The sequence below is a fragment of the Sanguibacter hominis ATCC BAA-789 genome (genome assembly GCF_012396185.1).
Classification (GTDB): domain Bacteria; phylum Actinomycetota; class Actinomycetes; order Actinomycetales; family Cellulomonadaceae; genus Flavimobilis; species Flavimobilis hominis.
This window is the reverse complement of the sequence record NZ_JAAXOW010000004.1, coordinates 50,825-62,810: the sequence shown is the minus strand read 5'-3', so window position 1 is coordinate 62,810 and position 11,986 is coordinate 50,825. Positions and strand designations below refer to the sequence as shown.

Sequence of the window (11,986 nt, the reverse complement as noted above, 5' to 3'; positions counted from 1 at the left end):
ATCGAGGTCGTGAGTTCTGTTCCGAGGTCGTGAGGTGAAGCTCACGACCTCAGGCGCAAAGTCACGACCTCGACGAACGGCCCGGGAGCAGCAGGTGAGGGCGCGGCACCATGTCACGCCGTCCTGCTGCCGGGGCCAGGCTCCTCATCCGCTCGTGGAGCGCCCGGTGATCCCGAAAGTCACGGCTCGTCACCCTCCTGAATCGCCATCCGGCCTCCTCGATCGCGTCCTGACGCCGCTTCTCCTCGAAGACCACCCTCGCCGGGTCACCGTCAGCGAGCTCCCCGTACTTCACCTGCCCGTCGAACTCGATGAGTCCGCGCCACTCGTCCCATCCCATGTCTGCCCGGTAGGTGCCGAGCCTCGTCGCGATCGGCACCTGGAGCCGAGGGCGAGGCATCCCAGCGGCGATCGCGTGCAGTCGTGTGAACGACTCCCACGGCGACTCGGCGAGACCATCGGCCAGAGCGATCACCTCGCGCGCACGCGCAACCCCGCGGGCTGCCGCGCGTGCGTGCGTCATCTCTTCGAGCCGAGCTCTCTCGACGCCGCGCCCTAGAACCGCGTCCGCGACGACGAGCCCCTCGACCGTCGGGCGCTGGCACGCCAGGTCCAGCACGGTCCGCTCAAGACTCGTGACGGTCACTCCCCCGCGGCTGCTCAGGTCCTCGGGGCCGAGGCTCACCCGGTGACCCGCGACGTCGGGCGCTGCTCGTCCGGACCGTCGCTCGCGAACCACCAGATGGACGCGCTCAGGGCTTCGCCACAGCGGAAGGCCCCAGAGCAGCGCCGCAGACTCGTGGCTGAGCACCACGTCCGTGCCGCGCTCTCGATGGCCTGTGATGACGGCAGCCACCTGCGCGAGCGCGCGGCGCCGCACACGGACGTGGCGTGCCCCAGGCTGACTCGCACTCTCCGTCTGCGCCTCGAGGTAGTCCGCTTCGACGTAGGCGCCGCGTCGGACTCGCTGCCATACGCCGGCCGCAACGAGTGCCTGCAGATCGCCAGGCGAGTGCTGGGCCGCGAGATGGATCGTGGGAAGCGCGGGAGGCGCGACGACGGAAGGCGCGCGGTCGAAGGTCATCCTCCAAGCAAACGCGCCTGCGTGTCCCAGCGGTCGTTGTCCACATGTCCGGCGCGCGCCCTCCCACGAGGTCGTGACTTCTCATCCGAGGTCGTGAGTCACAACGCACGACGTCGGGACCAGACTCACGACCTCGCCGGCGGGCAGCCCTGAGCACGGCCGGGGAGAGAGAGCGGGCTTCGTTACGGCTGGGGCTGTCGGGGGCGGGGCGCGTCGAGCCAGGAGGCCGCGGGCACAGGCTCGTGCCCGGCCGCGGGCTCGTCTGGGGCGGGGGCAGCGGCCGGGGCCGGGGGCAGGGGCGGGGGCGGCGATGCCGGTTCTGCTGCGCGGAGCCAGTCGAGGATGCCGCAGACCGGGGACGTGCAGCCGCCGCAGCCGGTGGTCGCGCGCGTCGTCCGAGCGACGTCCTCGACCGTGCGGCTGCCGTCGGCCCACGCCTGCACCAGGTCGCCCTTCGTGACTCCGTTGCACCGGCAGATGGTCGCGCGGTCCGGGATGCGCACGGGCGTCTCGGCGCTCCCGCCGACCGGGCCGACGGCGCGGACCAGGAGCTGCGCGGGGTCGCGCGGCGCCGGCGTGCCGCGCGTGAACGCGGCGACGAGGTCGGCTGCGACGGCGCCGCCACCGACGCACGTCGCGCCGACGACCCGGCCACCCTGGACGACGACCTCGAGGTGCCGCACGGCGTCGGGGTCGCTGAGGCGGACGGTGCGGCGCGGGTGCGCCCCGCACGCTGGGGGCCGCGCGCTGCCGGACACCCCCATCGCGACGATGTCGACGCCGCGTCCCTTGACCTTGACGACCGTGCTGTCGTCGACGGGTCCGCACGAGCACGCCTCGCGCGGCACGCCGTCGGGGGCGCCGGGATGTTGGCCGGCAGGCGTCGCGGGGCACGCTCCGGCACGTTCGGCGAGGGTCCGCGCGAGGCGACGCGCCTGGTCCCAGCCCTGCCCTACGAGCCCTGACCCGCCTTCCGGCGGCTGCGCGCAGTCCCCCACGGCGTAGACGCGGTCGTCACGCAGGGTCGCAAGGTCCGGCCCGACGACGACCCCGCGGTCCACGTCGAGTCCCGCGCGCCGCGCGAGCGTCGTCTCGGGCAGCGTCCCGACGGTGACGACGAGCAGGTCGGCGGGGAGCTGGGCGCCGTCGTCGAGGTCGACGCCCGCGACGCGCCCATCGCGCAGCACGACCGCGACCGCGCCGACGCCGGTGCGCACGTGCACGCCCAGGCGCGCGACGGCGTCGGCTGCCACCTCGCTGGCGGCGGCGTCGAGCTGGGCGTTCATGAGGCCACGCGGGTGCACGAGGTGCACGACCGCGTCCGGCCCGACCCTGCCGGCGAGCCCGACGGCGACCTCGACCCCGAGGACGCCCGCACCGAGCACGACGACGTGGCGTGCGTTGACGCTCGCGGCGACGATCTCGCGGGCGTCGTCGATCGTGCGCAGGACGTGCGCGCCGGGCACGAGACCGGCGTCGTCGTGACGCAAGCCGACCGCATCGGCGCCGCGCACCGCTGTGCCAGCCCCGAACGCCTCGTCGCGACGCAGGCCCGGCAGCTCGGGGACGCGTGCTGTGGCACCGGTGGCGAGCACGAGCGCGTCGTAGCGGTGCCGCCCACCGGTCGAGTCGACGACGACCTGGGCTCCGCGGTCGACGGCGACCGCGCACACCCCGGTCCACACACCGACCCGGGGGTCGACGACGCCGGGCAGGTCGATCGCCGCGACGTCGTACGCCCCGGCGACGACCTCGCTGAGCAGGACGCGGTTGTAGGGCGCGTGGTCCTCGGCGCCGAGGACGGTGATGTCGAGCGCGGCGGCGCCCGGCTCGGCACTCGCGCACAGCTCCGTCACGAGCCGCGACCCGACCATGCCGTTCCCGACGACGACGACCTTCATCGCGCACCTCCCGTCGTGACCGCGACCGTCGTGACCGCGACCGGCGCAGCTCCGACCCGGTCCCCGGTGACGACCTCGAGCCGGACGGTCGCGACCTTGAACTCCGGCATCCCGGAGACAGGGTCGGTGACCGGGTTCGTGAGCCTGTTGACGCTGTTCTCGCCGGGCCAGTGGAACGGCATGAACAGCGTGTCGGGCCGCACGCTGCGGGTCAGCCGCACGACCGCGACCGCGGTGCCGCGACGTGAGGTCAGACGGACCGTGTCGCCTTCCGCGACGTCGTACAGCTCGGCGAGCAGCGGATGGATCTCGACGTAGGCGTCGCTCACGGCCCGGGCGAGCTCGGGGACGCGGCGCGTCTGCGCGCCGGACTGGTAGTGCTGGAGGACCCGGCCGGTGACGAGGTGGACGGGGTGCGCGGTGTCGAGGACGTCGTCGGGCCCGCGGTGGTGCACGGGCAGGAGGCGGGCGCGGCCGCCGGGCAGGGGGAACGTCTCGAGGAAGGCGCGTGGCGTGCCGGGATGGTCGGGGCTGGGGACGGGCCAGTAGAGGCCGCCGCCGTCGGCGCCGTTGGTCGCGGTCTCGTGCGCGTCGAGGCGTGCGTGCGAGAGGCCGGAGTAGTCGGCGCGGCCGCCTGCGCTCGCGCGGGCGAGCTCGTCAAAGACGACGGACGGGTCGGTGGGCCAGCGGCCGGGCGCGTCGAGCCGTCGTGCGAGCTCGGACCAGATCCACAGCTCGCTGCGCGCGCCTTCGGGCGCAGGCAGCGCGGCTCGCCGGCGCAGCACGCGGCCCTCGAGGTTCGTCATCGTGCCGTCCTCCTCGGCCCACTGCAGGACGGGGAGCACGACGTCGGCGCTCAGCGCAGTCTCGGACGGCACGAAGTCGCACACGACGAGCAGGTCGAGCGCGGCGAGGCCCTCGCGCACGCGCGCGCCGTCGGGCGCCGAGACGAGCAGGTTGGACCCGTGCACGAGGAGGGCGCGCGGTCCGCCAGGGGTGCCGAGCGCACGCAGCAGCTCGGCCGCGGCCAGGCCGGGCCCCGGGATCTCCGCCGGGTCGACTCCCCACACGCGCGCGACGTGCTCGCGCGCAGCAGGGTCGGTGATCGAACGGTAGCCGGGGAGCTGGTCGGCCTTCTGGCCGTGCTCGCGGCCGCCCTGCCCGTTGCCCTGGCCGGTGAGGGTACCGAACCCCGACCCGGGCCGGCCGACGAGCCCGAGGAGCAGCGCGAGGTTGATCGCGGCGGTGACGCCGTCGGTCCCTTGGCGGGACTGCTCGAGCCCGCGGCCGGTGAGGACATAGGCGCCCGCGCCGCCGCAGTGCGGGCTGGCGTGGGCGAGCAGGCGAGCCGCACGGCGCAGGTCGTCGGCTGGCACTCCGGTGATCTGCTCGGTGCGTTCGGGCCACCACTGGACGAGCGTGGACCGCAGGTCGTCGAGCCCCGTCGTGCGGGCGTCGAGGTAGTCCGTGTCGGCGAGCTGCTCGTGCACGACGACGTGTGCGAGCCCGAGCAGCACCGCGAGGTCGGTCCCGGGGACGGGCTGCAGGTGCATCCCTGCGCCGTCGTCGGCGAGCTCGGCCGTGGCGGAGCGCCGCGGGTCGACGACGACGAGCCCGCCGTGCTCGCGCGCGCCGGCGAGGTGCGCGACGAGCGGGGGCATCGTCTCGGCGGGGTTGGAGCCGACGAGCAGGATCGCCTGCCCACCGTCGAGGTCGGTGACGGGGAACGGCAGGCCGCGGTCGAGGCCGAGCGAGCGGTTCGCCGCCGCGGCTGCGGAGGCCATGCAGAAGCGTCCGTTGTAGTCGATGTTGCGGGTGCGCAGGGCGGTGCGCGCGAACTTGCCGAGCTGGTAGGCCTTCTCGTTGGTGAGGCCGCCGCCGCCGAAGACGGCGACGGCGTCGGGGCCGTAGAGCGCACGGACCGCGCGGAACCGGTCGGCGACGACATCGAGCGCGTCGTCCCACGTCGCCGCGACGAGGGTGCCGGTGGCGTCCCGGACGAGCGGCGTCGTCAGGCGGTCCGGGGTCGCGAGGACGCTCGCTGACGTCCAGCCCTTCTGGCACAGCCCGCCCCGGTTCGTGGGGAACTGCCGACCCGCGACCGTGACAGGGAGCCGACGGCGCTCCGCGCCGTCGGGCGGTGCCGTGCGGTCCTCCGCGCTCGGCGGGGCGAGGCGCATGCCGCACTGCAGGGCGCAGTACGGGCAGTGCGTGTCCGTGGCCTGCACAGGCTCACACGCCCTCGGCGGCGAACGCCGAGCCTCGGCGGACGTAGAGCGCCCACGTGAGCGCGGCCATCGCGACGTACACGGCGATGAAGATCGTCAGGGCGGGCACGAGCGTCCCGGCGAGCGACGTCGACATCGCGAAGCCGCGCGGGATGAGGAAGCCGCCGACGGCGCCGACGGCGCCCGCGATGCCGAGGCAGCCGGCGGCGGCCTGACGTGCGCGCCCCAGGTCGGCTGGCGCGACGCCCGTGCGGAAGACGGCGGGGATCATCCGGTACGTCGAGCCGTTGCCGACGCCGGACGACGCGAACAGCAGCAGGAACGCGCCGAAGAACAGGGGGAACGAGCGCTCCTGCAGCCCGAGGATCGCGCCGCCTGCACCGACGGCGAGCCCGCCGAAGCAGATGATCGTCAGGCGGGCACCGCCCACGCGGTCGGCGAGCGCGCCGCCGAGCGGACGCATGAGCGCCCCGACGAGCGCGCCCAGGAAGGCGAGCGACGTCGTCGCCTCGGGGAACTGCGTCTTGAGGAGCGTCGGGAACGCGCCCGAGTAGCCGATGAACGAGCCGAACGTGCCGATGTACAGGAACGAGATGAGCCACGTGTGCGGGTGGCGGCCTGCTGCGGCGAAGCTGCGGGGGTCGCTCGCGACGCCGCTGAGGTTGTCCATGAACCGCCACGCGACGACGGCGGCGATCAGGACGAGCGGGACGAACACGAGCCCGGCACGGTCGAGGTTCAGGCCTGCGCCCGTGACGATGACGAGCGGGACGGCGAGCTGCACGAGACCGGTGCCGAGGTTGCCGCCCGCAGCGTTGAGGCCGAGCGCCTTGCCCTTCTCCCGCTCGGGGTAGAAGAAGGTGATGTTGGTCATCGACGACGCGAAGTTGCCACCGCCGAAGCCAGCGAGCGCGGCGACGGCGAGGAGCGTGCCGAAGCCGGTCTCGGGGCGCTGGACGACCCACGCGAGCGCGAGCACCGGCAGGAGCAGCAGCAGCGAGGAGATGATCGTCCAGTTGCGGCCGCCGAAGACCGGCACCGTGAACGTGTACGGGATGCGCATCGCGGCACCGACGAGGCTCGGGACGGCGATGAGCCAGAACTGCTGGTCGACGGTGAGGTCGAACCCGGCGGCGGGCAGGTGCGGGACGACGACGCTCCACAGCGCCCAGACGCAGAACCCCAGGAACTCGGCGTACACCGAGCCGGCGAGGTTGCGGCGGGCCACCTTGCGGCCGACGGCGGTCCAGAACCGCTCGTCCTCAGGGTTCCAGCCGTCGATCCAGCGGCCGGGACGGGTGGCGAGCGTGGGCGGGGCCGCGGTTGCTCGCGGGGTCGTGACTGGCTCGGTCGCGGCGGGCTCGGTCGTGACGGGTGCTGTCGTGCCGGGTGCGGTCATGGCGGGCTCCTTCCAGGGGCGTGGAAGGAGTCTTTCGGCGCGTTGTTTCACCCCCGCAGGGTCGGGGTAAATCGCCCGTAACGATGTCCGCACATCGCGGGACCGGCCTCTGTGAGGCGACGCCGAGGTAGGGCCGGTCCGCGGCGTCGCGATCCGGCGTCGCCGCTGATCGGCGGCGCCTCGGCGTCGCCAAGGTAGGGCCGCGCACGCAGACCCCTACCTCACGACGGAGCGACCTACCCCGCGGGCAAGCACCTACCTCGCGGCGAAGGCCCTACCTCGCCTCAGCCTCAGCCTCAGCCGAAGATCGCGGGGAGCGCACCCTCGAAGACCTCGCGGGCCTGCTCGAGCGGGAGCGTGAAGACGCCGTCGATCACGAGCGCCTCGGCGTCGTCCTCGGTCGTCGCGCCGGTCTCGCCGAGGCGCAGGTGCGGCACGCCGCGGGCGACGCACGCGTCGACGAGGCGCACCTCCTCGCCGCGCGGGACGGACACGATCGCGCGGGCGGTCGTCTCGGAGAACAGCGCCTCGAACGCGGTGATGCCGTCGCGCTCGAGGAGCGCGTCGAGCGACACGGTCGCGCCGACGCCGTAGCGCAGGCTCGCCTCGACGAGTGCCTGGACGAGGCCGCCCTCGGAGAGGTCGTGCGCCGCGTCGACGAGGCCGTCCCGGCTCGCGTTGATGAGGACGTCGGCGAGCGCCTTCTCGGCGGCGAGGTCCAGGCGCGGCGGCAGGCCGCCGAGGTGCTGGTGCACGACGTCGGCCCACGCGGAGCCGTCGAGCTCGGCGCGCGTGGTGCCGAGCAGGAAGATCGACTCGCCCGGGTTGCGCCAGCCGGAGCCGGTCGCGCGGGTGACGTCGTCGATCACGCCGAGCACGCCGACGACGGGCGTCGGGTGGATCGACGAGTCGATCTGGCCGGGCTCGCCCGTGCCGTTGTAGAGCGAGACGTTGCCGCCGGTGACGGGCGTGCCGAGCTCAGCACAGCCGTCGGCGAGGCCTTCGATCGCCTCGACGAGCTGCCACATCGAGTCGGGGTCCTCGGGGGAGCCGAAGTTGAGGCAGTCGGTGATCGCGAGCGGGCGGGCGCCCGTCGTCGCGACGTTGCGGTACGCCTCGGCGAGCGCGAGCTGGGCGCCGGTGCGCGGGTCGAGCTTCGCGTAGCGGCCGTTCGCGTCGGTCGCGAGCGCGACGCCGAGGCCGGTCGACTCGTCGACACGGACGACGCCGGAGTCGTCAGGCTGGGCGAGCGCGGTGTTGCCCTGCACGAAGCGGTCGTACTGGTTGGTCACCCACGCCTTGGACGCGTGGTTGGGCGAGCCGAGGATCTGCAGCGCGGTCGCGCGCAGCTCGTCGCCCGTCTCGGGGCGGGCGAGGCCCGCGGCGACGGTCGTGTCGGCGTTGAGCGCGTCCTGCCAGGACGGGCGCGCGTACGGGCGCTCGTAGACAGGGCCCTCGTGCGCGACCGTGCGGGGGTCGACGTCGACGATGCGCTGCCCGTGGTGGTCGATCGTCAGGCGGCCCGAGTCGTTGACCTCGCCGACGACAGCCGTCTCGACGTCCCACTTCTTCGTGATCGCGAGGAACTCGTCGAGCTTCTCCGGCGTGACGACCGCCATCATGCGCTCCTGCGACTCCGACATGAGGATCTCGCCGGCGTTGAGCGACGGGTCGCGCAGCAGGACGTCGTCGAGCCACACGTGCATGCCGCCGTCACCGTTGGAGGCGAGCTCCGACGTCGCGCACGAGATGCCGGCCGCGCCGAGGTCCTGGATGCCCTCGACGACGTTGGCCGCGTACAGCTCGAGGCAGCACTCGATGAGCACCTTCTCCATGAACGGGTCGCCGACCTGGACGGAGGGGCGCTTCGCGGGGACGCCGTCCTCGAACGTCTCCGACGCGAGGATGGACGCACCACCGATTCCGTCGCCGCCCGTGCGGGCGCCGAACAGCACGACCTTGTTGCCGACGCCGGAGGCGTTGGCGAGGTGGATGTCCTCGTGGCGCAGCACGCCGAGGCACAGGGCGTTGACGAGCGGGTTGCCCTGGTAGGACGCGTCGAACACGAGCTCGCCGCCGATGTTCGGCAGGCCGAGCGAGTTGCCGTAGCCGCCGACGCCGGACACGACCCCGTGCACGACGCGCGCCGTGTCGGGGTGGTCGACGGCGCCGAAGCGCAGCTGGTCCATGACGGCGACGGGGCGCGCGCCCATAGAGATGATGTCGCGGACGATGCCGCCGACTCCGGTCGCGGCGCCCTGGTAGGGCTCGACGAACGACGGGTGGTTGTGCGACTCGACCTTGAAGGTGACGGCCCAGCCGTCGCCGATGTCGACGACGCCCGCGTTCTCACCGATGCCGACGAGGAGGTGCTTCTTCATCTCGTCGGTGGTCTTCTTGCCGAACTTCGACAGGTGCACCTTGGACGACTTGTACGAGCAGTGCTCGGACCACATGACCGAGTACATCGCGAGCTCGGCGGCCGTGGGGCGGCGCCCGAGGATGTCGCGGATCCGCTGGTACTCCTCGGGCTTGAGCCCGAGCTCGGCGAACGGCTGCTGCTCGTCGGGGGTGGCCGCTGCGTTCTCGACGGTGTCCAGGGTGGGCTTGGGCGCGGTCATCGATTCCCTCAGGTGTGGTGGGCGAGCGTACGGCGAGCCGGCATCGTCCGCGCGGAGCCGGGCGGCGCCGTGCGGGCGCCGGGCGGCAGGTGCGTCCGGGTGCTCATCCGTGCGGGCGAGACGGCGTCAGTCTATCCAGGCCCGCACGCGGGCTGCGGCGCGTCTCACGTCCGGCGGGAGGTGCGTTCGAGGCGTGGCGGGAGGGCCGACGTCGGCCTGTGGGCGGGTGCGGGCCGCTCAGTGCCGGATGAGCGCGAGCAGGAGCGCCGCGAGCGCGAACGCGCACGCGAAGCCGCGGTTGACGGCGCGCTGCTGGCGCGGCGACCGCAGCGCGCGGAGCACCTTGGCGGCGAACCCGGTGTAGCCGGTCATGACGAGGACGTCGACCGTGATCATGGTGGCGGTGATCGCGAGGTACTGCGGCACGAGCGGCCGCGCCGGGTCGAGGAACTGCGGCAGCACGGCGAGCATGAAGACGACGGCCTTGGGGTTGGACGCGTTGACGAGGAAGCCGCGCGTGACGAGCGCGCGCGGGCTGAGCTCGGCGACCTCGACGGTCACGTCCGCCTCGCTCGGGACGGCGCGCCACTGCGCGATCGCGAGGTAGGCGAGGTACGCGACGCCGAACCACTTGATGACCTCGAACGCGACGTCGGACCCGGCGATCAGCGCTCCGACGCCGGCGGCGACGACGCCGATCTGGAGGACGACGCCGATCTGCAGGCCCAGGATGTTCCAGTACCCGCGCCGCAGCCCGACCGCGAGCCCCGTCGACATCGACGTCACGGCGCCCGCTCCGGGTGACAGGCTGATCGCGAGCGACGCACCGAGGAACGCCGCCCACACCTGCCATGTCATGCCCGGATGCTATGCCCGCGGCGCCGCCCGGCGCCTCGTGTTTCGCACGACGGTTAGCCTCGGTGCGTGCAGCCCACTCGACTCCGCCCGCTCGGTCGCGCCCAGCGCGGCGTGCGCCTGGCGTGCGCGGTCGCGGTCGGTGCGGCTCTGCTCGCGGGCTGCTCGGGCCTGCGGTCGCCCGCCCCGGCGACGTCCACGACCACGGCGGGCGCGACGTCGTCCCCGACCGCCGTGCCGACTCCCGCGGAGCTCGCGGTGCCGGACGGCCTCGAGCGCACCGTGAAAGCCGTCCTGACCGACGGCGCGCTGACGACCGGGGAGAGCACGTTCGGCGAGGGTGCGATCCAGGTCGTGGCGACGTTCGCGACCCGCGACGCGATCCTCGCGCTGCCCGCGCCCGAGGGCGCGCGCTGGGAGGTGCAGACGGACCGGTCGGCCGTGCTCGTCGAGGACGCGCGCCCGGAGGTGGGCGGCCTGGCGCCGCCGACGGCGAAGGACGCGGCGGGCACGCCGGTCGGCACGCTCGTGGAGGGCGACGGCGAGCGGCTCGAAGTGCGGCTCCGTGCCCGCGGCACGGCGCAGCTCCCTGTGACGGTGACGCTCGACGTCGCGCCGTCGGCGCTCGAGCGTGCGGTGTGGGCGGAACGACTCGAGGGCGGCAGGTCGCTGCAGGTCTTCCCGACGGCGTTCGGTCGCTCCGGATCGGGCGCCGCGCTCGAGGCGGTGCGGCAGGCGCTCGTCGCCACTGAGCCTGAGGCAGGCACGTCCGTGATGGACAAGCAGCTGCGCTGCCACGCCCTCGGCGCCCCCACGAAGGAGAGCTGGAACCTCGAACCGTGGCGCCCCGACGTCGACTATCTCGACTATCTGCTCGCCCGCTGCAACCCGGCCGACTGACGACCGCGTCTCAGGACGCGGGCCAGCCGTGTCCGTCCGCGAGCGCCCGCGGCTACGGTCGATGACATGATCGCGCAGCGCACCTCGGCCCCGACCGGGCTGATCGCCTACCTCCCGACGCCTGTGCGGGATGACCGTGTCGACCTCACAGCGTTCGCGCGGCTCGTCGAGCGGGCGACGGCCGCCGGCGTCGACGGGCTCGGCGTCCTCGGCTCGACGGGGGCCGCGATGCACCTGGACCGCGACGAGCGGCGCGACGTCGTGCGCACCGCCGTCGGGCACACGGGCCTGCCCGTGGTCGCGGGGATCTCAGGGCTGCGCACGTCCCTCGTGCGCGCGCACGCAGACGACGCGCAGGCGGCGGGAGCGGCGGCCGTCCTGCTCGCGCCGGTGGGGTACGTACCGCTCGTCGGCGCCGAGGTCGTCGCCCTGTTCACGGATGTGGTCGCCGGGCTGGACGTGCCGCTCGTCGTGTACGACAACCCGGGCACGACGCGCGTCGACATGTCGCACGGGCTCCTCGCGGAGCTCGCCGCGCTGCCCGGCGTCGGCGGCATTAAGACGCCCGGCCCGACGGGCGGGCCCGACGATGCGCGCCGCCGCGTCGCGGAGCTGCGCGCTTCTCTGCCCGACGGCGTGACGCTCGGGTTCTCGGGCGACCCGTCCGGTCCCGCAGGACTGCTCGCGGGCGCGGACACGTGGCACTCGACGGTGGGCGGTGCGCTGCCTGACGTCGTCGTGCCTCTCGCGCGGGCAGCGCGCGCAGGCGACGAGTCGGTGCACGCCACGGTCGAGCGGCTCGCGCCGCTGTGGGACTTGGTCCGCACGCACGCAGGCGTGCGGGTCGCTGCGACGTTCGTCGAGCTCCTCGGCCTCGTCGACGCCCCGTCGCTGCCGCGCCCGCTCCTGCCGCTGTCCGGTGATGCGCGGGCCGACGCCGCCCGCGTGCTGACTGCACTTGCGGGCTGAGACGCTCGGTCACATCGAGTCCCGACGCT

At 73.8% G+C, this 11,986-nt stretch carries 8 protein-coding genes; 2 read left to right on the top strand and 6 right to left on the bottom strand.

Annotated features, from left to right (window positions below; translation table 11 throughout):
* Positions 1 to 61 precede the first annotated feature (61 nt).
* The 6 genes from HF995_RS11615 to HF995_RS11590 all read right to left on the bottom strand — a co-directional run bounded on the left by HF995_RS11615 (position 62) and on the right by HF995_RS11590 (position 10,091).
* Entirely contained in the window at positions 62 to 1,084 is a 1,023-nt protein-coding gene (locus HF995_RS11615) for a hypothetical protein (protein ID WP_168447984.1), read from the bottom strand.
* Between the two features lie 182 nt (positions 1,085 to 1,266).
* Positions 1,267 to 2,985, bottom strand: a complete 1,719-nt coding sequence (locus tag HF995_RS11610; RefSeq protein ID WP_168447983.1) for an FAD-dependent oxidoreductase — start codon at positions 2,983 to 2,985, stop codon at positions 1,267 to 1,269.
* The gene (locus HF995_RS11605) at positions 2,982 to 5,213 is read right to left on the bottom strand and encodes a molybdopterin oxidoreductase family protein (protein WP_350308874.1); all 2,232 of its coding nucleotides are present in this window, start codon (positions 5,211 to 5,213) and stop codon (positions 2,982 to 2,984) included. The genes HF995_RS11610 and HF995_RS11605 overlap by 4 nt, the downstream gene beginning before the upstream one ends.
* Before the next feature lie 4 nt (positions 5,214 to 5,217).
* The gene (locus HF995_RS11600; protein WP_168447982.1) at positions 5,218 to 6,612 is read right to left on the bottom strand and encodes an MFS transporter; all 1,395 of its coding nucleotides are present in this window, start codon (positions 6,610 to 6,612) and stop codon (positions 5,218 to 5,220) included.
* A 296-nt stretch (positions 6,613 to 6,908) separates the two neighbouring features.
* Positions 6,909 to 9,233 carry a phosphoribosylformylglycinamidine synthase subunit PurL gene (gene purL, locus HF995_RS11595; protein WP_168447981.1) on the bottom strand — a complete coding sequence of 775 codons (2,325 nt, stop codon included), beginning with the start codon at positions 9,231 to 9,233 and terminating at the stop codon, positions 6,909 to 6,911.
* A 237-nt stretch (positions 9,234 to 9,470) separates the two neighbouring features.
* Positions 9,471 to 10,091, bottom strand: coding sequence for a LysE family transporter (locus HF995_RS11590; protein WP_168447980.1), 621 nt, complete (start codon positions 10,089 to 10,091; stop codon positions 9,471 to 9,473).
* 66 nt (positions 10,092 to 10,157) lie between these two features.
* Between HF995_RS11590 and HF995_RS11585 the strand changes: the two genes are divergently transcribed.
* Positions 10,158 to 10,988: a DUF2599 domain-containing protein gene (locus HF995_RS11585; RefSeq protein ID WP_168448159.1), complete on the top strand. Its 831-nt coding sequence runs from the start codon at positions 10,158 to 10,160 to the stop codon at positions 10,986 to 10,988.
* A 66-nt stretch (positions 10,989 to 11,054) separates the two neighbouring features.
* Positions 11,055 to 11,957: a dihydrodipicolinate synthase family protein gene (locus HF995_RS11580; RefSeq protein ID WP_168447979.1), complete on the top strand. Its 903-nt coding sequence runs from the start codon at positions 11,055 to 11,057 to the stop codon at positions 11,955 to 11,957.
* Positions 11,958 to 11,986 lie beyond the last annotated feature (29 nt).

Excerpts from the sequence above, each read along its gene's own strand:
- HF995_RS11615 (WP_168447984.1), bottom strand. The coding sequence starts at position 1,084 with ATGACCTTCGACCGCGCGCCTTCCGTCGTCGCGCCTCCCGCGCTTCCC.
- HF995_RS11610 (WP_168447983.1), bottom strand. The coding sequence starts at position 2,985 with ATGAAGGTCGTCGTCGTCGGGAACGGCATGGTCGGGTCGCGGCTCGTG.
- HF995_RS11600 (WP_168447982.1), bottom strand. The coding sequence starts at position 6,612 with ATGACCGCACCCGGCACGACAGCACCCGTCACGACCGAGCCCGCCGCG.
- purL (WP_168447981.1), bottom strand. The coding sequence starts at position 9,233 with ATGACCGCGCCCAAGCCCACCCTGGACACCGTCGAGAACGCAGCGGCC.
- HF995_RS11590 (WP_168447980.1), bottom strand. The coding sequence starts at position 10,091 with ATGACATGGCAGGTGTGGGCGGCGTTCCTCGGTGCGTCGCTCGCGATC.
- HF995_RS11580 (WP_168447979.1), top strand. The coding sequence starts at position 11,055 with ATGATCGCGCAGCGCACCTCGGCCCCGACCGGGCTGATCGCCTACCTC.